This window comes from Pseudomonas bohemica (assembly GCF_002934685.1).
Classification (GTDB): Bacteria; Pseudomonadota; Gammaproteobacteria; order Pseudomonadales; family Pseudomonadaceae; genus Aquipseudomonas; species Aquipseudomonas bohemica.
The window spans coordinates 15,582-33,376 of the sequence record NZ_NKHL01000100.1 but is presented as its reverse complement, the minus strand read 5'-3'; the positions used below and the strand labels follow the sequence as shown (position 1 = coordinate 33,376).

Here is a 17,795-nt window from a genome sequence, read left to right as displayed (position 1 = left end):
GCGGCGTTATTGTGAGTGAAGGGTATTGCAGGCCGACTTTACCGAGGCAAGGTCGCCGCCTGAATCGCAGTGAGGGCGATGGTGTAGACGATGTCATCCACCTGAGCCCCGCGCGGCAGGTCGTTCACCGGTTTGCGCAGACCTTGCAGCATCGGGCCGAGGCTTACGCAGTCCGCACTGCGTTGCACCGCCTTGTACGTGGTGTTACCGGTGTTCAGGTCAGGGAAGACGAACACGTTGGCGCGACCGGCCACCGGACTCTCCGGTGCCAGTTGCCGAGCTACGTTCTCGTTGGCCGCCGCATCGTATTGCAGCGGGCCGTCGATCAACAGACCACGCTGGGTTTCCTGCGCCAGTTGGGTCGCCTCCCGAACCTTTTCCACTTCCTCGCCACTGGCCGAATTGCCACTGGAGTAGCTGATCATCGCCACCCGCGGCGACAGGCCGAAGGCAACGGCAGAATCGGCACTCTGCACGGCGATTTCTGCCAGTTCCTGAGCCGTCGGGTGCGGGTTCATGATGCAGTCGCCATAGACCAGCACCTGCTCGGGGAACAGCATGAAAAATACAGACGACACCAGCGTGCAACCCGGCGCAGTCTTGATCAGTTGCAGGGCCGGGCGGATGGTGTTGGCGGTCGAATGAACCACCCCGGACACCAGACCATCGACCTCATCGAGTGCCAGCATCATGGTGCCGATCACCACCGGGTCTTCCAGTTGCTGCTCGGCCATCGGCGCGTTGAGACTCTTGCTTCGGCGCAGATCGACCATCGGCCCGACGTAGCGCTCGCGAATCTCGTCCGGGTCGAGAGTTTCCAGCCCCGGCGGCAGTTCGATGCCCTGGGCGCGCGCCACTGCCTGCACGTCTTCGGGCTTGGCCAGCAACACACAGCGCGCGATGCCGCGCGCCTGACAGATCGCCGCAGCCTGCACAGTGAGCGGCTCCGCACCTTCTGGCAGGACGATGCGCTTGTTCGCCGCTTGTGCCCGTTGAATCAATTGATAACGGAACACGGCTGGAGACAGGCGCATTTCACGCGGTGTGCCACAGCGCTGATGCAGCCAGTTGGCGTCCAGGTGGCTGGCGACGAAATCGGTGATGATTTCCGCGCGTTCGCGGTCGTCGATCGGGATTTCCTTGTTCAGCTGATTGAGCTGGTTGGCCGTGTCATACGACCCGGTGCTCACCGACAACACCGGCAGTCCGGCCTGCAACGCGCCACGGCACAGGTCCATGATGCGCGGGTCGGGCAGGGTGTCGCTGGTCAGCAAAAGGCCGGCCAGTGGCACGCCGTTCATGGTCGCCAGGCTCACGGCGAGAATGATGTCGTCGCGGTCGCCCGGCGTGACCACCAGCACACCCGGCTTGAGCAATTGCAGCGTATTGAGCACCGTGCGCGCGCAGATGATGATCTTCGACATGCGTCGCTGTTCGTAGTCACCGGCGTTGATGACCTGGGCCCCCAACAGGTCCGCGACATCACGGGTGCGCGGGGCGTTGAGGTCGGCCTGGAACGGGATGCAGCCCAGCAGTCGGAAATCGCCGCTGCGCAACAATGGCGAGTGCTCTTTCAGGCGCGCCGAGAACGCTTCCATGCTTTCATCGGTGCGCACCTTGTTGAGGATCACTCCCAGCACTTTCGGGTCTTTTGGGCCGCCGAACATCTGCGCCTGCAATTCGACGCGGCCGGAAAGCTCGGTCAGCACCTCGTTCTCCGGTGCAGAGACCAGAATCACTTCCGCGTCCAGCGCCTTGGCCATGTGCAGGTTGACCCGCGCGGCATAACTTGCGCTGCGGGTCGGCACCATGCCTTCGACGATCAGCACATCGCGGCCAACCGATGCTTCTTGATAGAGGTTGATGATTTCTTCCAGCAACTCATCGAGCTGACCTTCCCCGAGCATGCGCTCGACATGGGCCAGTCCCAGCGGCTTCGGCGGCCTGAGGCCGTGGGTGCGAGCGATTAGTTCGGTCGAGCGTTCAGGCCCCAGGTCGCCGGGGTGAGGCTGGGCGATGGGTTTGAAAAAGCCGACTTTGAGCCCGGCGCGCTCCAGGGTGCGCACCAGCCCCAGGCTGATGGACGTCAAACCCACACCGAAATCTGTGGGCGCGATAAAGAAAGTCTGCATGCGGGCTTCTCGAAGGTGAGCGTGCAAGGGTCCTGACTCATGAGGGCCAGTGGAACCGGATAAAACAGGACGCTGTTCAGTCGCGGCGTCTCAAAGGGGCACAAGGTTATCGCTATCTGCTCTCTGCGCACACCAGCCACAGCGAAAGGATTGACCTATTTTTTGCTGTCGCTCCTGCACATCGAGCACCCACGCCCGCGACTGCCACGGCGGCTGATGGCGCAGATGCTGGGTATGGCCGCAAGAGAGTTCAGCAACCCAGTGGCCGTCATCATCCCGGTGAAAGCCGATAATCGTGGTGTCGTTCTCAGGCAATGTGGGGTCGTGCAATCGGGGCCGTCCGTCTGAGTTGCGTTCGCTTTCGCGCGAGTGCTTGGTTAGACTTGTTCGCTCATATCTCTATTTGCAAAAGGTCTTGCCCCATGCCGATCGCCGCCAACAAGGCTGTCTCCATTGACTATACCCTGACCAATGACGCTGGTGAGGTCATCGACAGTTCTGCCGGCGGCGCGCCGCTGGTTTACCTGCAAGGCGCAGGTAACATCATTCCGGGTCTGGAAAAGGCACTGGAAGGTAAGGACGTCGGTGACGAGCTGAAAGTCGCCATCGAGCCTGAAGACGCCTACGGCGAATACTCGGCCGAACTGGTCAGCACCCTGAACCGCAGCATGTTCGAAGGTGTCGACGAACTGGAAGTGGGCATGCAGTTCCACGCCTCCGCTCCGGACGGCCAGATGCAGATCGTCACCATCCGCGACCTGGACGGCGACGACGTGACTGTCGACGGCAACCACCCACTGGCCGGTCAGCGCCTGAATTTCCAGGTCAAGATCGTTGCCGTCCGTGACGCCAGCGAAGAAGAACTCGCCCACGGTCACGTGCATGGCGAAGGTGGCCATCACCACTGATTTGTCCTGCTAAGCTCTAGTTAGCTGGCCAGGCGTCCTCGCGGGCTTTGTGAAAAACGCTTTTGTTTTCACGGCCTGACAGGGCGCTTTTTTCGGCCGATGGTTTTTTTGTATGGAGAGCAGGGGAGTTTCGTCATGAGTATATTTCACGACCTGAAATTAAAAGCTCTGGATGGCCAGGAACTGCCTCTCGCGCCACTCAAGGGCAAAGTGGTGCTGGTGGTCAATGTGGCCTCCAAATGCGGCCTCACGCCTCAATATGCAGCGCTCGAAAGCCTCTATCAGAAGTACAAGGACCGGGGTTTTAGCGTCCTCGGTCTGCCCTGTAATCAGTTTGCAGGCCAGGAGCCCGGTAATCAGGAAGAGATTCAGGAATTCTGCTCGCTGAACTACGGCGTGACCTTCCCGCTGGGTGACAAGCTCGAAGTGAATGGCGCTCATCGTCACCGGCTCTATCAGATGCTGGCAGGCGAAGGAGCTGAATTTCCGGGCGATATCACCTGGAACTTCGAAAAATTCCTGGTCGGGCAGGACGGCCGCGTCCTGGCGCGATTTTCGCCGCGTACTACGCCGGATGATCCTGCTGTCATTCAGGCGATCGAAAAAGCCCTGCACTGAGTTCTGTTCCAGTGGCATACCCGTAGCAGTCCGGCTATCGACGGCTGACTTTGCGCAGCGCAACTGCCTACAGGCCATGCGGCACGCTCTCCGCGCGGCGATATCGCGTAATCCGTAGACGTTTCCTTCTAAACCTTAATCACCCAAATCAATAGTGCTGTGCATCGCGCTGCAATCGGCCCATTCTGTATGACCTTCATAATATTTCCCGGTAGCCGAGGATGTTTTGCATGCCAGTCAACGCCTTGTTCAAACCCTTTCACATGGGCAGCCTGGAATTACCGACGCGCGTAGTGATGGCGCCGATGACCCGTTCGTTCTCGCCGGGTGGCGTGCCTAATTCAAAGGTTATCGAGTACTACCGTCGTCGTGCTGCAGCGGGTGTGGGCCTTATCATCACCGAAGGTACCACCGTCGGCCACAAGGCATCCAACGGCTATCCGGCCGTGCCGCAGTTCTTCGGCGAAGCCGCACTGGCGGGCTGGAAAAAAGTCGTCGAGGCCGTTCACGCAGAGGGCGGCAAGATCGTCCCGCAACTCTGGCATGTGGGCGCTGTACGTCAGCTGGGCACCGAACCCGATGGCGCGGTTCCGGCGTACGGTCCGACTGAAAAGCTCAAGGACGGCAATGTCGTCGTGCATGGCATGAGCAAACAGGACATCGCCGACGTCATCGCTGCGTTCGCTCAAGCGGCCAAAGATGCGAAAGCCATCGGCATGGATGGCGTGGAAATCCACGGCGCTCATGGCTATATCGTCGACCAGTTCTTCTGGGAAGGCACCAACCGGCGCACCGATGAGTACGGCGGTGATCTGGCCCACCGTTCGCGCTTGGCCATCGAGCTGATTCAGGCGGTACGCGCCGCTGTCGGCCCCGCTTACCCGATCATCTTCCGTTATTCCCAGTGGAAGCAGCAGGACTATACCGCGCGCCTGGTGCAGACGGCGGAAGAACTGGGGGCCTTCCTCAAGCCGTTGTCTGACGCCGGTGTAGACATTTTCCATTGCTCGACGCGCCGGTTCTGGGAGCCCGAATTCGAAGGTTCTGACCTCAACCTCGCAGGATGGACCCGCAAACTCACCGGCAAACCTACGATCACGGTCGGCAGTGTAGGACTGGATGGCGAGTTCCTGCAGTTCATGGTCGACACCGACAAGGTCGCGAAACCGGCGAGCCTCGACAACCTGCTCAAACGCCTGAACGATGACGAATTCGATCTGGTGGCGGTAGGTCGGGCGCTGCTGGTCGATCCGGATTGGGCGGTAAAAGTGCGTGATGGTCGCGAAGAAGACATCCTGCCGTTCAGCCGCGATGCATTGGATAAGCTTGAATAATTCGGTTGGGGGCTTCGATGCTTCCGGTTTTTTCTGAATGAACACACTGTAGGAGTGAGCTTGCTCACGAAGGCGTTGTGTCAGCCGACATCAGGGCATCTGATCTGACGTATTCGTGAGCAGGCTCGCTGCCACACTGGGGTTTTGGCAAAGAACCGCGCTACACGCCCAACACGACCCCAACCTGCGTCTCACTCGCCGCGCGCAAATAGCATTCGAACGCCTCGATAATCCCCGCCCATCCCTGCCGACTCGCGTGCTGGCGTGCATTCAAACGCACACGGCGCAGCGTTTCGTCGTCCTCCAGCATCCAGCGCGCGGCGTCGATAAACCCTTCTTCATCCCCCGGCATCGCCACCGCGCCGTTATGACCGTGGCGGATATGCTGGGCCGCCGCCGCTTCGTCATACGCGACGACGCCCAAGCCTGATGCCAGCGCTTCGAGGACCACGTTGCCAAATGTCTCGATCATGCTCGGGAACAGGAACAGATCCCCCGACGCATAATGCGCTGCCAGGGCCTCGCCGCGTTGGGTGCCGCAGAAAATCGCGTTGGGCATTTTCTGTTCCAGCGAAGCACGTACCGGACCGTCACCGACGACCACCAGCTTGAGTTTCTTCTCTGGATAAGCGGCCACCAGGCTGTCGAAGCTGATCTGAAGCAGGCTCAGGTTTTTCTCTGGCGCGAGGCGACCCACGTGCAGGACTGCCGTGTCATCGGCTTCCAGCCCCCAGGATTCACGCAGGAAACCGGAGCGCTTGGACGGGTGAAACAGCTGACAATCCACGCCTCGCGACAGCAACTGCAGGCGCTCGAAGCCACGCCGTTCCAACTCGGTCTTCTGACTGACGCTGGAAACCAGCGTCGCGTTCGAGCGGTTGTGGAACCAGCGCAGATACGAAGTCAGCAGACGGGTGATGAAGCCCAGCCGGTACTGGCGCATGTACTGCTGGAAGTTGGTGTGAAAGCCGCTGACGATGGCAATCCGAAGTCGTCGCGCCGCCCGCAGGGCGGACAGACCCAACGGGCCTTCGGTGGCGATGTACAACACGTCCGGCCGGTTGCGTTGCCAGCGGCGCAACAACTTGTGCATCGACGACTGACCCCATTGCAGCCCCGGATACCCCGGCATCGGCCAGCCGCGACACACCATCAGATCCTTCCCGGAGACGCGCGGCTCGTCATTACTCTGCCGCGGCCGGATCACCTCAACCCGATGCCCCCGCAAGCGCAGCCCGTCGCACAGCCGGCCAAGGGTATTGGCGACGCCGTTGATCTCGGGGACGTACGTTTCGGTGATCAGGGTGATGTGCAAGGGTTTACTCATGACAACTAGTTTCAAAGACTGGGGTTGCGCTTGTGTGGCGGTTGGGTGATGGATTTGTGGCAGCTGAGTCAGCGCCCCACGATAAGCGGCATCACCTGCGATTTTCCGATGTTCTCGAACGCCGCCGCTTCAAGGATGTGGTGGGGCTGGACTGGGTTGAGGCTGACCAGATCCCGGTGTGAGCGCGGTTTTTACCTGCCTGGCGAGAGCCGGGGATTCGGCAGGCAGGGTTTTGCAGGTAACGGTTTCTACAGCCTCGGCCAATGCCTGCATGAACTGAAGTGCGTTGGCTCTGGTCTGGGTTTCTGGAGGAGCATGTTTCGATGAACAGCCGTCTCTGACCCATAAAAAAGGCCTCATCCGAGGCCTTTTCATTCAATCAGTGGACCTCTGTTGCGACCGTCTCGGTCCCACGCTCCCTGACCCAAAACAACGTGGCCCCCGCCACGGCCGCGGGCATCATCAGGATGTTGACCACCGGGATCAGCAGCACGAGGTAGACAATCCCGCCAAAGCTCATGCTCTGCCAGCGTTTGGCGCGTAGCCAGGCGAGCATGTCTTGCCAGCTCATTTTGTGGTTATCGGCAGGGTAGTCGATGTATTGGATGGCCATCATCCAAATACCGAAAAGCAGCCAGAGCGGCGCCGCGATGATGTTGACCACAGGGATCCATGAAAGGATGAACAGGCCGATGGCGCGGGGCAGGAAGTAGCCGAGCTTGCGCATCTCGCGGCTCAGGGTACGGGGGATCATTTCGATCAGCTCCCCCCAGCTGAACGCGGGAAAGTCGTCTGTGCCGCGCAGTACCACTTCGACTTTCTCCGAGAGGAAACCGTTGAAAGGGGCAGCGATGACGTTGGCGATCATGGTGAAGGTGAAAAACACCATTAGCACGACCAAAACTACAAACAGCGGCCAGAGGATGTAATTGAGGAAGCTCAGCCAGCCGGGCAAGGTCGGTATGAACGAGTCGACCCAGAGGCTGAACTCGTGACCGGCGAAATAGATCAGCGCACTGAACAGCACCAGATTGATGGTCAGCGGCATCAGGACGAACAAGCGCAGGCCGGGGCTGAGGACCAGTTTCAGGCCCTCGCGCAGGTATTGTGGGCCGGACAGAGCAGGTGCAGGCATATGGGCCTCCAAACGTTGAAAACGCGCCGACCTTACCGGCTTTGCGAGAGTGGCGGTAGCCGGATCATTGCCGAGACATTCGCCGAAACAATCTGGCGGCGGTAAAGTCTATCGACAACAGGCGAGCGGCAGACTCCCGGAATAGGGGCAGCCTATGAACTGGATAATGAAACGGTATTTCCTTAATCTTCGCCGCCCCGATAAGCTTGCGGGCATCTTTTAGACCTATTCCCATACACTTGAACCTTCAAGGAGTCGTCATGAGCGTTCTGGTAAACAAGCAAGCCCCTGATTTCACGGCAGCGGCGGTCCTGGGTGACGGTTCGATCGTCGACAGCTTCCAGCTGTCTTCTCTGCGCGGCAAATATGTGGTGCTGTTTTTCTGGCCGCTGGATTTCACATTCGTGTGCCCGTCGGAAATCATCGCGCACAACAACCGCATTGCTAAATTCCGTGAGTTGGGCGTTGAAGTGGTTGGCGTTTCCATCGATTCGCACTTCACCCACGCTGCATGGCGCAACACTCCAGTTGAGAAGGGCGGCATCGGTGAAGTCGAATTCACCATGGTTGCCGACATCAAGCACGAGATCACTCGCGCCTACGGCATCGAACACGACGACGGCGTAGCGCTGCGCGGTTCGTTCCTGATTGATAAAGCTGGCGTGGTTCAGCATCAGGTTGTGAACAACCTGCCACTGGGCCGTGACGTAGACGACATGGTGCGTCTGGTCGAAGCGCTGCAGTTCACCGAAGAACATGGCGAAGTTTGCCCTGCCGGCTGGCGTCCGGGGCAGAAAGGCATGAAGGCCGACGCTTCTGGCGTGGCCGACTACCTGGCTGAGAACGCCAAGAGCCTGTAATACCGTCGCTGCGATTTCGGTCGCAGCTTCACGTTTGCGGGATGGGCGAGCGGTTCTTCTCCAAGCGCGCTCGCCGATCCGTTTCATTCCAGCCGGTACGCCGGTTAGACCACAGTAACTCCGACCACACGTGACGATGGCCGGTCGATAGGAGTGTGTCATGTCTGATGTACGTCATTCCCGAGTGATTATTCTCGGCTCCGGCCCTGCCGGTTACAGCGCTGCGGTCTATGCAGCCCGTGCCAATCTCAAGCCGCTGCTGATCACCGGCATGCAGGCCGGCGGTCAACTGACCACCACCACCGAAGTCGACAACTGGCCGGGCGATCCCCATGGCCTGACCGGCCCGGTGCTGATGGAGCGCATGCGTGAGCACGCCGAGCGTTTCGAGACCGAGATCGTTTTCGATCACATCAACGCCGTCGATCTGGCCGGCAAACCGTTCAGCCTCAAGGGCGACAGCGGCACCTACACCTGCGATGCGCTGATCATCGCCACTGGCGCCAGTGCTCGCTACCTGGGCCTGCCGTCCGAAGAAGCGTTCATGGGCAAGGGTGTTTCGGCCTGTGCGACCTGCGACGGTTTCTTTTACCGCAACAAGCCTGTGGCGGTCATTGGCGGTGGCAATACCGCGGTCGAGGAGGCGCTGTACCTGGCCAATATCGCCAGCAAAGTGACCCTGGTTCACCGCCGCGATACGTTCCGCGCCGAGAAGATCCTGATCGACAAGCTGCACGCGCGGGTGGCCGAGGGCAAGATCGAGCTCAAGCTCAACGCCACGCTGGATGAAGTATTGGGCGACAACATGGGCGTCACCGGTGCGCGTCTGAAGAACAACGATGGCAGTGCTTCGGAGCTGAAAGTTGACGGGGTATTTATTGCCATCGGCCACACCCCGAACACGTCGTTGTTCGAAGGCCAGTTGGCGTTGAAAGACGGCTACATGGTGGTTCAGGGCGGTCGCGAAGGGAATGCAACGGCTACCAGCGTTGAAGGCGTTTTCGCGGCGGGCGACGTGGCTGATCACGTTTACCGTCAAGCGATCACCTCGGCCGGCGCCGGCTGCATGGCGGCACTGGACGTCGAGCGTTATCTGGATGGCCTGGTGAACGCTACGTTCTGATCAGATGCTCCAAATGAAAAAACCGGTTTTATGACCGGTTTTTTTGTGGCTGTCGAATCGCCCTCAGCCCTTGCGGCGCAATGGCTGAGCGCTGAACTTCACCCCAGCCAGACCGTGTGCGATCAGCGCACGAATGTTGCCGTGGTCGCTGCCTTCAGGAGTCGCAACCACTGAGCGATAGTGCTCGCCAAACGCCAGCAGTGCTTCTTCATCACTCAAGCCTTCCAGCAACGCCAGACCCAGCGTCTTGCACGATCCTTCGTTCTGGCCCGCGGCGTTTTCCACCGGGCCGTTGCTGAACGCTTGCGGTTGGTAATCGTAGTTCGCAGTAACGAAAGCCAGGGTGTCGGCGAAAACGTGCTCGCCGGTTTTCAGGCTGGCGCGCAGGGTATGGAGGTCAGTCATGTTTCTTTTCCTTGGCGAACGTGGCGTGTTGCTCTGCGCTGGCTTCTTTCTGATAGAGGGATTTCCATTCGCTGTACGGCATGCCGTAAACCACTTCGCGGGCTTCATCGAGACTGATGTCAATCTGCTTCTCGTCGGCGGCGGCCTTGTACCATTTGGATAGGCAGTTGCGACAAAAGCCTGAGAGGTTCATCAGGTCAATGTTCTGCACGTCCTTGCGGCTGTCCAGATGCGCGACCAGACGACGAAATGCGGCGGCTTCGAGTTCCAGGCGTTGTTGCTCTGTCATGACGGGCTCTGTGCGAATGAAAGATGGGCGGATGATAAGAGTGCGGCGCGGAGTGGGCAAGGTCGGTGGTCCTGCTCCTTGCTACAGGGGCCGCATGAGCGACCGGGCTCTTAGCGTTCAGCGGCCAGGGTAATCGACACCGATTCGGCAAATCGCAGTGCATGGGGCTTGTCGACTTCTACCTCGGCGTATTGCACGGCTTCGTGGCTCATCACCAGATCGAGCACTTCCTGGGTCAGGCGTTCGAGCAGGGCGAAGCGATTGCTTTCCACGTGCTGGATGATCGCCTTGGTAATGGTCCGGTAGTTGAGTGCGTGGTCGATATCGTTGTCGCGCACCGCTTCCTGGGCCGCGTACAGAATCGTCAGGTTGATCAGCACGTCCTGCTTGTTGAGGATTTCGTCTTCATTGATACCGATATAAGTGCGCAGGCACAGGTCCTTGACCCGGATACGCGCGGTGCCTGGTTCGAGTCTTGGCATGACTACTTGCTCCGTCCAATCAGTTGCAAAAATTCCAGTCGAGTGGTGGGCGATTCGCGGAATGCGCCGAGCATCACCGAAGTGTTCATGGTCGAGTTCTGCTTCTCGACGCCGCGCATCATCATGCACATGTGCTGGGCTTCGATGACGACCGCAACGCCTGCTGCACTCGTCACGCCCTGAACGGCATCGGCGATTTGGCGCGTCAGGTTTTCCTGAATCTGCAGGCGACGGGCGAACATGTCGACGATCCGCGCGATCTTCGACAGGCCAAGCACCTTGCCTGTCGGGATGTAAGCCACATGGGCTTTGCCAATGAATGGCAGCAGATGGTGCTCGCACAGTGAATACAGCTCGATGTCCTTGACGATGACCATCTCGTCGTTGTCCGAGGCGAACAGCGCCCCGTTGACGATTTCCTCCAGTGTCTGCTCATAGCCGTGACACAGGTACTGCATGGCCTTGGCCGCGCGTTTGGGCGTGTCCAGCAACCCCTCGCGCTGCGGGTCTTCACCCAGACCGACAAGGATCTCGCGGTAGTGCTGTGGCAGTGACAGGGTCATAAAAGGTTCCTCGGGGCGGCTTATTTTATGTGCCGTCCGCCGTTTACGGTCAGTGTGGTGCCGGTGACATACGGGTTATCCAACAGATAACGCAGGCTCTGGTAGATCACCTCGGGGCCGGGTTCAATACCCAGGGCCGATTTGGCCAGGGTGCGGGCGCGGTACGCCGCGTCGTCGTCGGGTTGAAACATCAGCATGGCCGGAGCGATGCCGTTGACCTTGATCTTTGGGGCAAACCTGGCAGCGAATGATAGCGTCAGGTTGTCCATGCCCGCTTTGCTGGCGCAGTAAGCGATGTGCTTGCTGCTGCCCTTGCGCGTGACATCGTCGCCGATGTGGATAATGTCCGCCGGATCCGAGCGCTGCAACAGTTCGGCGCAATGCAGATTGATCAGGTAGGGCGCGAGCATGTGCACGTTGAACATGCGCATGAGCACATCGCCTTCATCGTCCTCGGTTTCCGCCAGCCATTCGGAGGCGTTATGAACGATGGCGCGCAGACTGTCGGTCTGCTGCTTGAGCTGTGAGATGAAGCCCAGCACGCTTTGCTGTGATGAAAAGTCTGCCTGAATGGTGACTGCACCCATAGCTTTGAGCCGTTCAACCCCAGGGCGCTGGGAACGGAAGCTGATGATCACCGGCTGACCTTCGCCCAGTAGCCGTTCTGCGCAATGCAGGCCGATGCGCTGGCTGGCGCCAGTGATCAGGACAGGGGCAGGGGAGGAGGCCATGGCAGCTCACGCGTTTGTCAGGGAAAAGAAAACCGGAAAGGTCGCGGGCGTATCGGCTCTGCATGGCGGGCGTCGAAGGCTTTCATTGCGCCATCAGAGAACCAACGTCTGCGGCAAAGTTAACCCAATGGTCAGTGCGGTACAACTGTGGGGGCAGGTGCAGGTCTTCGAAGCGACACAATCGCTGTAGGAGCCGGCTTGCTGCGGGACGCGTTCGCCAGCAAGCCGGTTCCTGCAAGGAGTTCGCAGGGTCAGCGAGTCGAAGCCGATTCGACGGGGGCGACAGGTGGCTGAGTGTTGCTGTGCAGCCATCCGGACAACAAATGGGTCGACAACGGAATGAACCAGAACACCATCAGCGGGGTGAGGATAAGGGTACTGATCATGATCCGCGGCAGCAATTCCAGCTGGCCCAGCAATGGTCCCAGTATGTAATTGAAGATCAGTGACACCGGAAAGAATGCCAGCCAGATGGCCACAGCCTGTTTCCAGCGCGGCGGGCGTTGGCCGACGGTGCCAAACCAACCGTCCATGCCTCGCACACGATGTACCGAGTTTTTCGCAAAAAGCCCGCTGCCACGCACCAACCAGGAGCGTCGAGACGCTGAATGCTCCCACGCGTGCATGGTGGCTTCATCGGCGAAGCGAAATATGATCTGGAATTCGTCGTCTCCCGGAGGTGGTGCGAGAACACCAGAACCCAGGTAGCCGGGGAAGTCGGTGGCGAGCTGTTCGCCTTCATGCAGCCAGGCAATCAGTTCCTGATAGCGGCCATGGGCGACGCGACGGGCAACCATCAGCGTGACGGGTGAGGTAGACATTGTGTATCTCCGATAGACAAGTGAGGTTCCCGGGTAGGGAAATCACATGGCGTAACGCCGGGGTGGTGGCGTTGCGTCAGCTTCGTTGAAAGAAGCAAGCAAGGATTATTCCTGAATCCACGCACAATGCCAGAAGTCTTTGGCGATCTCGGGCCTCAGATGCTCAACGGCAGATGTACAATCCATTCTTCATGATTTCACGACGGACACCTCGATGACCCAACTGCTCAGCGCCTCATGCGACGGCGATGACGAATTGCTGCCCATCCGCGAGGTCTCGCGCCTGACTGGCGTCAACTCGGTCACGTTGCGGGCCTGGGAGCGTCGCTATGGGCTGATCACCCCGACGCGCACCGAGGGCGGCCATCGCCTGTACACCCAGGCCGATGTCGAGACTGTTCGCAGCATTTTGATGTGGACCGAGCGTGGGATTGCCGTCAGCAAGGTCGGCAAGGTGCTGGCAGGCATCCGGGATCTGGACGCCCGCTCCAAAGGGCCGCTGAGCCTGGTCGAAAGCGCCGGGCAGCGGACCTGGCAGGATCAGGTGCGTCAGGCCGTCAACGACTTCGACGAGCAGATGCTCGGTGAAATCTACAATCAGATGCTTGCGCTTTACCCGCTGCCGGTGGTGTACGAACACCTGCTGATGCCGGTATGGCACGACTTTGCCTTGCGTCATGACGCGTTTGGGCAGGTCAGCGAGTGGCTGTTTCTGGACAGCTTCCTGCGTATGCGCAGCCTGCAGCGTCTACAGGTAACCCGTGAAAACGACGCACACCGCGTGCTCCTGGCCACGATTCCTGGCGCCCGCCGGGAGCTGGAGTTGTGGGTCGCGGCCCTGCTGATGGCTTCCGACAACATCACAATCAGCGTATTGGCGCCAGGGCAGCCGCTGGAAGAACTGGGCCTGGTCTGCGGCAAAATGCGCCCGGATGCACTGGTATTGCTTTCCGATCAAATGCCCTCGGCGGATCTGCTCAAACGCCTGGAACGGCTCGGCCTCGGGCTTGGCTGCCCGCTGCTCTTGGCCGGGAAAACCGCAGACATGGCGCAAGACAGCCTCCAAGGTTCGGTGATTGGTTGTCTGGGCAGTGACGCAGTGGTGATGCAAAGGCGGTTACAGCAGTTTCTGGCGGGGCGGCTCGATACCTGAGTCCAGCCCAGCCGCGAGCAACAAACAAGCTTCAAGCGGCAAGACGGGCGGCGCGATCTAATCTCGTAGCTTGCCGATTGATAGCTCGCAGCTGCTTAAAGATGCATCGAAGGGTGGATCTTGCGGTGTTCCTGGAGGATGTACTGGCGCAGCCGGTCGGTGTCTTCCTTGCTGTTCTGGCTCAGGCGATAGGCGGCCAGGCCTTGTTCGGTCAGGCGTTCGAAGGTACCGCGCAGGGCGATGGGAGCAAGGCCGGTGGGAGTGAACCAGGCGGAAAAGTACTTCGGCGGTTTGGTCTGCTTGCGAATTTCCAGCAGGATGCCTTTGAACGAAATCTCATGAACCCACAGTGCCGTCAGCGAGCCTTTTTCGGTTTTGAGGGCGACGGGCTCTGGCAGCGTCAAGCGCCATGGGCGAATGCGCGGGCCTTCTTCAAAGATGCTTGGGGCGCCAAGTTCCAGGTGCAGCGCATGGAACTCGTCTTCGACCAGATGCAGCGGAAACGTCATCTGCTGATTATCGAACTGGGCCTGCAGGGTGACTTGCTCATGGGCAGCCAGACGCGTCAGCAGATCCTGAATCTGCACGCCGCCATTGACCACCAGGCTGCGGGATTTGTCACCCAGGTTCAGCTTGGGGTTGTGCTGCATGTTCTGGATGAAGTCCAGTTCATCCTGCGTGAGGATATCGTCGCGCTGCATGATCAAGCTCGATTAACCGGTTATTGAAAAAGCAGACACTAAATCAGTGTTCGGTTACTGCCGTTCGTCAGGCGCACAATGTTGCCGCTTCAACGCCTCGATCTCTACCCGAGCTTGCGCCAGTTCCGCCTGCAATTCGACAACTTTTTGCTGCGTGAGCACGTGTTCGGTCACGTCTTTCTGAATACCGATGAAATACATCAGCTTTTCAGCGTCGTTGAACACGGGCGTGATCGACAGCTCATTCCAGAAACAGCTTCCGTCCTTGCGATAGTTGCGAAGAATCTGACGGCAGGGCCTGCCTTTATTCAGGGCGTCGCGAATGGCATGGCGTGCGAACTGATCGCGATCATCACCCTGCAACATGCGGCAATCCTGATAAAGCACCTCATCAGCGCTGAAACCGGTCAGGCGCTCGAAGGCCTTGTTGGCATAAATGAGGATGTTATCGTCGCCCTCGTTCTCGGCGATCACGATCCCGTCGTTCGACGCATCGACCGCCAGTTGCATCAGCTTTGCGTTGATCATCAGAAGCCTCCATGCGTATTTGCAGAGGCGGCATTCTAAGACATTGCGTCCGTCTGGGGCATAATGCCGCACGATTTCCTCAGTCACAGGATCACACAATGAAAGTCGCCATTGTTTCGGGCTCGGTGTACGGCTCTGCCGAAGAAGTTGCCCGACACGCCCAGCAGATCATCAAGGATGCCGGTCATGAGGTGTTGTTCAATCCGCGGGCGACGCTGGCCGATCTTCAGGCTTTTGCGCCAGAAGCATTTCTGGCTGTGACCTCGACCACAGGCCTGGGTGAACTGCCAGACAACATCCTGCCCCTGTATTCGCAGATTCGCGACGTGTTGCCTGCGGCGTGGCGTGGCCTGCCGGGCGGTGTCATCGCGTTGGGCGACGCCAGTTATGGCGACACCTTCTGTGGCGGTGGCGAGCAGTTGCGTGAGTTGTTCGTGGAGCTGGGCATTAACGAGGTGCAGCAAATGCTGCGCCTGGACGCCAGCGAAACGGTCACCCCGGAAAGCGACGCCGAGCCGTGGCTGGCGGAGTTCGTCGGCCAACTCGGCGCCTGACCGATCTGGCTGGCATTGGTAATGGGCAGGCTATCGACGAACAAGGGCCAGCCAAGCCTGCGCGGCCTTTGACAGATACGCGCCTTCGCGCCAGATGAAAGCGATGTCCCAGCGCAGATTTTCCGGAGCCTTGAGCGTTACGTGAACGACGCCGGGTCGAACCAGCGCCCGGGCCACGACTTGGGGCAAGAGCACCACGCCTTGCCCGGCGGCCACCAGAGCCGCGAGAAAATCTGCCTGCCCGCTGCGCCCGCCTTCACGCGGTGTGAACCCCACTTGCTGGCATGCCTGGAGTAAACGGTCATTGAGTACGAAGCTGCGCTGATAAAGAAGGAAGGGCGTGTCGGCGAGCTGACTCAGTTCTACTTCCTTTAAATGGGCAAGGGGATGGTCGGCTGGCAACAGGGCGTCCAACGGTTCATCGCAGAAGGGTTGGCAGGCGAAGACCGGGTCATCCGGGGTCAGGCTCGCACCCAGTTCCAACTCGCCGGTCATCACCGCCTGCTCGATGGCGCGGCTGCCACCTTCGATCAAATGCACGGTGACGTTCGGGTAGAGTCGCCGGTATTCAGCAAAGGACTTGGCGAACAGCGTGTCACTGCCCAGCATCGGCAGGCCCAGGCGCAGTTCACCTCGGGCCAGATTGCTGAGATCATCCAGTTCCCGAAGCAGGCCGTTGCGCAGGATCAACATCTCTTCGGCACGATGAAGCACCACCTTGCCTGCCGCGGTAAGGGCGACTTGCGAGCCTTGTCGGTCGAGCAGCGTCACGCCCAGGCTTTCCTCGAGTTGCGCGACCTGCTTGCTCACCGCCGACTGACTGATGAACAGCGTTTTGGCCGCCTGAGTAAAACCACCCTCACGTACCACTTCGATAAAGCTGCGCAGTTGTTTGAATTCCACGATGAGTACTGCTCGATTAATTACCGGACGCCGCATTGTGAATGATGCAATTCCATATTGGAATAGTTGCGAGTCTGACAATTCGTTTTTGGGATGGGTGGTGAATCGATAAACTGCAGTCCTCAGAGGGTTGAAAGATCATGAAACGTCTGTCTCGTCTTGCTCGGTTGGTGGGTGAACTCGTTGCCTTGATCGCGATTTACCAGGTCGGTTGCGAGATCGCGCTATGGCTGAACCTGCCGATCCCGGGTGGCGTAATCGGCCTGGCACTGCTGTTGCTGATTTTCGCCTGCGGCATCATCAAGCCCACGACCCTGCAAACAGGCGCCGGGCTGCTGTTGGCTGAGATGCTGCTGTTCTTCATCCCGCCGTTGATGAGCCTGCTGGATTACGGGACGCTGATGCGCAATGAGGGCTGGCGGATCATGCTGGTGATCGGCTGCAGCACGTTGATGGTCATGCTGGTGACGGCGTTCACGGTCGAACTGGTTTGCCGCATGAGAGACCGCTCGCCGGTGGACGGGGCATGAAATTCGAACCGATGCCGATCTTCTGGCTGCTGGTCACGGTCGTCGCTTATATCAGCAGCCGCTGGTTGTATCGCCGCACTGGCCGTTATTTGCTGTCGCCGCTGATTCTGGTGCCGACCGTTCTGTTGGCTATCGCTGCGCCGATGCATACCGCCTACGCCGAATACTCCGCCAATACCCACTGGTTAATGCTGGTGCTGGGGCCTGTGACCGTTGCCTTTGCGGTGCCGATCTGGCAGCAGCGCGCCTTGCTGGCTCGCCACTGGCCCGCATTGTTGATTGGCATACTGGCGGGCAGCGCGGCTTCGATTGCCAGCTCGTTCGGGCTCTCCAAAGTGCTGGCACTGGACACCTCGGTGGTGATGTCGCTGGTGCCTCGCTCCATTACCACGCCGTTCGCGATGCCGCTGGCCCATGATCTGGGCGGCGTGCCGGAACTGACCGCCGTGTTCGTGATGTGCACCGGCGTTTTCGGCGCGGCGTTGGGTGGCGTGCTGCTCAAATGGCTGCCGCTGCGCACGGCCCTGGCTCGCGGTGCGCTGTTTGGCGTCGGGGCTCACGGGGCCGGTGTCAGTCGCGCGCGCGAAGTGGGCGGCGAAGAAGGTTCCGTAGCCGGCCTGGTCATGGTGCTGACCGGTCTGCTCAACCTGTTCGCGGCACCGCTGCTGGTGTGGCTACTCTGAAAGTCCCGTCCTAGA

Annotated in this window: 22 protein-coding genes and 1 pseudogene; 10 read left to right on the top strand and 13 right to left on the bottom strand. The window is 59.6% G+C overall.

The window, feature by feature from the left end; translation table 11 throughout:
- Positions 1-38 precede the first annotated feature (38 nt).
- A complete protein-coding gene (pta, locus tag CE491_RS09795) occupies positions 39-2,132 on the bottom strand; it encodes a phosphate acetyltransferase (protein ID WP_110948162.1) in 2,094 nt (697 codons plus the stop codon).
- 90 nt (positions 2,133-2,222) lie between these two features.
- Positions 2,223-2,556 (bottom strand): annotated as a pseudogene (locus tag CE491_RS09790) (DUF3565 domain-containing protein).
- On the opposite strand from CE491_RS09790, the gene CE491_RS09785 reads away from it, so the two are divergent.
- From CE491_RS09785 to CE491_RS09775, 3 genes are all read left to right on the top strand, one after another.
- Positions 2,555-3,040 (top strand): FKBP-type peptidyl-prolyl cis-trans isomerase, encoded by a 486-nt coding sequence (locus CE491_RS09785; protein WP_110948160.1) that lies wholly within the window; start codon positions 2,555-2,557, stop codon positions 3,038-3,040. The pseudogene CE491_RS09790 and the gene CE491_RS09785 sit on opposite strands and share 2 nt — an antisense overlap.
- 135 nt (positions 3,041-3,175) lie before the next feature.
- Entirely contained in the window at positions 3,176-3,658 is a 483-nt protein-coding gene (locus tag CE491_RS09780) for a glutathione peroxidase (protein ID WP_110948159.1), read from the top strand.
- A gap of 230 nt (positions 3,659-3,888) precedes the next feature.
- Positions 3,889-4,992 carry an NADH:flavin oxidoreductase gene (locus CE491_RS09775; protein ID WP_110948158.1) on the top strand — a complete coding sequence of 368 codons (1,104 nt, stop codon included), beginning with the start codon at positions 3,889-3,891 and terminating at the stop codon, positions 4,990-4,992.
- 160 nt (positions 4,993-5,152) lie between these two features.
- Here the strand turns inward: CE491_RS09775 and CE491_RS09770 are convergent, their stop codons facing one another.
- The gene (locus CE491_RS09770) at positions 5,153-6,319 is read right to left on the bottom strand and encodes a glycosyltransferase family 4 protein (protein ID WP_110948157.1); all 1,167 of its coding nucleotides are present in this window, start codon (positions 6,317-6,319) and stop codon (positions 5,153-5,155) included.
- A gap of 56 nt (positions 6,320-6,375) precedes the next feature.
- On the opposite strand from CE491_RS09770, the gene CE491_RS30960 reads away from it, so the two are divergent.
- The gene (locus tag CE491_RS30960; protein WP_267894479.1) at positions 6,376-6,501 is read left to right on the top strand and encodes a hypothetical protein; all 126 of its coding nucleotides are present in this window, start codon (positions 6,376-6,378) and stop codon (positions 6,499-6,501) included.
- A gap of 197 nt (positions 6,502-6,698) precedes the next feature.
- Here CE491_RS30960 and cysZ read toward each other — a convergent pair whose 3' ends face one another.
- A complete protein-coding gene (gene cysZ, locus CE491_RS09765) occupies positions 6,699-7,454 on the bottom strand; it encodes a sulfate transporter CysZ (protein ID WP_110948156.1) in 756 nt (251 codons plus the stop codon).
- Positions 7,455-7,714: 260 nt separating this feature from the next.
- Between cysZ and CE491_RS09760 the strand changes: the two genes are divergently transcribed.
- On the top strand, positions 7,715-8,314 hold the full coding sequence (locus tag CE491_RS09760; RefSeq protein WP_110948155.1) for a peroxiredoxin: 600 nt from the start codon (positions 7,715-7,717) through the stop codon (positions 8,312-8,314).
- A 160-nt stretch (positions 8,315-8,474) separates the two neighbouring features.
- A complete protein-coding gene (gene trxB, locus CE491_RS09755; protein WP_110948154.1) occupies positions 8,475-9,437 on the top strand; it encodes a thioredoxin-disulfide reductase in 963 nt (320 codons plus the stop codon).
- 63 nt (positions 9,438-9,500) lie between these two features.
- Here the strand turns inward: trxB and CE491_RS09750 are convergent, their stop codons facing one another.
- The 6 genes from CE491_RS09750 to CE491_RS09725 form a co-directional block, all read right to left on the bottom strand.
- Positions 9,501-9,842: a HopJ type III effector protein gene (locus CE491_RS09750; protein WP_110948153.1), complete on the bottom strand. Its 342-nt coding sequence runs from the start codon at positions 9,840-9,842 to the stop codon at positions 9,501-9,503.
- Entirely contained in the window at positions 9,835-10,131 is a 297-nt protein-coding gene (locus tag CE491_RS09745; protein WP_110948152.1) for a DUF1244 domain-containing protein, read from the bottom strand. Before CE491_RS09745 ends, CE491_RS09750 begins: the two co-directional genes overlap by 8 nt.
- Before the next feature lie 110 nt (positions 10,132-10,241).
- The gene (gene folX / locus CE491_RS09740; protein ID WP_110948151.1) at positions 10,242-10,613 is read right to left on the bottom strand and encodes a dihydroneopterin triphosphate 2'-epimerase; all 372 of its coding nucleotides are present in this window, start codon (positions 10,611-10,613) and stop codon (positions 10,242-10,244) included.
- A gap of 2 nt (positions 10,614-10,615) precedes the next feature.
- Positions 10,616-11,176, bottom strand: coding sequence for a GTP cyclohydrolase I FolE (folE, locus tag CE491_RS09735; RefSeq protein ID WP_110948150.1), 561 nt, complete (start codon positions 11,174-11,176; stop codon positions 10,616-10,618).
- A gap of 20 nt (positions 11,177-11,196) precedes the next feature.
- Positions 11,197-11,907, bottom strand: a complete 711-nt coding sequence (gene folM / locus CE491_RS09730) for a dihydromonapterin reductase (protein ID WP_110948149.1) — start codon at positions 11,905-11,907, stop codon at positions 11,197-11,199.
- Positions 11,908-12,158: 251 nt separating this feature from the next.
- On the bottom strand, positions 12,159-12,728 hold the full coding sequence (locus tag CE491_RS09725) for an antibiotic biosynthesis monooxygenase (RefSeq protein ID WP_110948148.1): 570 nt from the start codon (positions 12,726-12,728) through the stop codon (positions 12,159-12,161).
- A gap of 214 nt (positions 12,729-12,942) precedes the next feature.
- On the opposite strand from CE491_RS09725, the gene CE491_RS09720 reads away from it, so the two are divergent.
- Positions 12,943-13,881, top strand: a complete 939-nt coding sequence (locus CE491_RS09720; protein WP_110948147.1) for a MerR family transcriptional regulator — start codon at positions 12,943-12,945, stop codon at positions 13,879-13,881.
- Positions 13,882-13,976: 95 nt separating this feature from the next.
- Here the strand turns inward: CE491_RS09720 and CE491_RS09715 are convergent, their stop codons facing one another.
- Both CE491_RS09715 and CE491_RS09710 read right to left on the bottom strand, forming a co-directional pair.
- Entirely contained in the window at positions 13,977-14,582 is a 606-nt protein-coding gene (locus CE491_RS09715; protein WP_110948146.1) for a hypothetical protein, read from the bottom strand.
- A gap of 54 nt (positions 14,583-14,636) precedes the next feature.
- Positions 14,637-15,110 (bottom strand): PAS domain-containing protein, encoded by a 474-nt coding sequence (locus CE491_RS09710; protein ID WP_110948145.1) that lies wholly within the window; start codon positions 15,108-15,110, stop codon positions 14,637-14,639.
- Positions 15,111-15,208: 98 nt separating this feature from the next.
- On the opposite strand from CE491_RS09710, the gene CE491_RS09705 reads away from it, so the two are divergent.
- A complete protein-coding gene (locus CE491_RS09705) occupies positions 15,209-15,664 on the top strand; it encodes a flavodoxin (RefSeq protein WP_110948144.1) in 456 nt (151 codons plus the stop codon).
- A 30-nt stretch (positions 15,665-15,694) separates the two neighbouring features.
- Here the strand turns inward: CE491_RS09705 and CE491_RS09700 are convergent, their stop codons facing one another.
- Complete coding sequence (locus CE491_RS09700; protein ID WP_110948216.1) at positions 15,695-16,567, bottom strand: LysR family transcriptional regulator; 873 nt, start codon at positions 16,565-16,567, stop codon at positions 15,695-15,697.
- A gap of 140 nt (positions 16,568-16,707) precedes the next feature.
- Between CE491_RS09700 and CE491_RS09695 the strand changes: the two genes are divergently transcribed.
- The gene (locus CE491_RS09695) at positions 16,708-17,097 is read left to right on the top strand and encodes a CidA/LrgA family protein (protein ID WP_110948143.1); all 390 of its coding nucleotides are present in this window, start codon (positions 16,708-16,710) and stop codon (positions 17,095-17,097) included.
- Complete coding sequence (locus tag CE491_RS09690; RefSeq protein ID WP_110948142.1) at positions 17,094-17,780, top strand: LrgB family protein; 687 nt, start codon at positions 17,094-17,096, stop codon at positions 17,778-17,780. The genes CE491_RS09695 and CE491_RS09690 overlap by 4 nt, the downstream gene beginning before the upstream one ends.
- Positions 17,781-17,795 lie beyond the last annotated feature (15 nt).

What these genes read in the sequence shown, in the direction of transcription:
- folE (WP_110948150.1), bottom strand. Translation starts at nt 11,176, where the DNA reads ATGACCCTGTCACTGCCACAGCACTACCGCGAGATCCTTGTCGGTCTG.
- folM (WP_110948149.1), bottom strand. Translation starts at nt 11,907, where the DNA reads ATGGCCTCCTCCCCTGCCCCTGTCCTGATCACTGGCGCCAGCCAGCGC.
- CE491_RS09775 (WP_110948158.1), top strand. Translation starts at nt 3,889, where the DNA reads ATGCCAGTCAACGCCTTGTTCAAACCCTTTCACATGGGCAGCCTGGAA.
- CE491_RS09770 (WP_110948157.1), bottom strand. Translation starts at nt 6,319, where the DNA reads ATGAGTAAACCCTTGCACATCACCCTGATCACCGAAACGTACGTCCCC.
- CE491_RS09690 (WP_110948142.1), top strand. Translation starts at nt 17,094, where the DNA reads ATGAAATTCGAACCGATGCCGATCTTCTGGCTGCTGGTCACGGTCGTC.
- CE491_RS09705 (WP_110948144.1), top strand. Translation starts at nt 15,209, where the DNA reads ATGAAAGTCGCCATTGTTTCGGGCTCGGTGTACGGCTCTGCCGAAGAA.
- CE491_RS09780 (WP_110948159.1), top strand. Translation starts at nt 3,176, where the DNA reads ATGAGTATATTTCACGACCTGAAATTAAAAGCTCTGGATGGCCAGGAA.
- CE491_RS09785 (WP_110948160.1), top strand. Translation starts at nt 2,555, where the DNA reads ATGCCGATCGCCGCCAACAAGGCTGTCTCCATTGACTATACCCTGACC.
- CE491_RS09695 (WP_110948143.1), top strand. Translation starts at nt 16,708, where the DNA reads ATGAAACGTCTGTCTCGTCTTGCTCGGTTGGTGGGTGAACTCGTTGCC.
- folX (WP_110948151.1), bottom strand. Translation starts at nt 10,613, where the DNA reads ATGCCAAGACTCGAACCAGGCACCGCGCGTATCCGGGTCAAGGACCTG.
- CE491_RS09720 (WP_110948147.1), top strand. Translation starts at nt 12,943, where the DNA reads ATGACCCAACTGCTCAGCGCCTCATGCGACGGCGATGACGAATTGCTG.
- CE491_RS09725 (WP_110948148.1), bottom strand. Translation starts at nt 12,728, where the DNA reads ATGTCTACCTCACCCGTCACGCTGATGGTTGCCCGTCGCGTCGCCCAT.
- CE491_RS09715 (WP_110948146.1), bottom strand. Translation starts at nt 14,582, where the DNA reads ATGCAGCGCGACGATATCCTCACGCAGGATGAACTGGACTTCATCCAG.
- CE491_RS09760 (WP_110948155.1), top strand. Translation starts at nt 7,715, where the DNA reads ATGAGCGTTCTGGTAAACAAGCAAGCCCCTGATTTCACGGCAGCGGCG.
- cysZ (WP_110948156.1), bottom strand. Translation starts at nt 7,454, where the DNA reads ATGCCTGCACCTGCTCTGTCCGGCCCACAATACCTGCGCGAGGGCCTG.
- CE491_RS09710 (WP_110948145.1), bottom strand. Translation starts at nt 15,110, where the DNA reads ATGATCAACGCAAAGCTGATGCAACTGGCGGTCGATGCGTCGAACGAC.
- trxB (WP_110948154.1), top strand. Translation starts at nt 8,475, where the DNA reads ATGTCTGATGTACGTCATTCCCGAGTGATTATTCTCGGCTCCGGCCCT.
- CE491_RS09750 (WP_110948153.1), bottom strand. Translation starts at nt 9,842, where the DNA reads ATGACTGACCTCCATACCCTGCGCGCCAGCCTGAAAACCGGCGAGCAC.
- pta (WP_110948162.1), bottom strand. Translation starts at nt 2,132, where the DNA reads ATGCAGACTTTCTTTATCGCGCCCACAGATTTCGGTGTGGGTTTGACG.
- CE491_RS09745 (WP_110948152.1), bottom strand. Translation starts at nt 10,131, where the DNA reads ATGACAGAGCAACAACGCCTGGAACTCGAAGCCGCCGCATTTCGTCGT.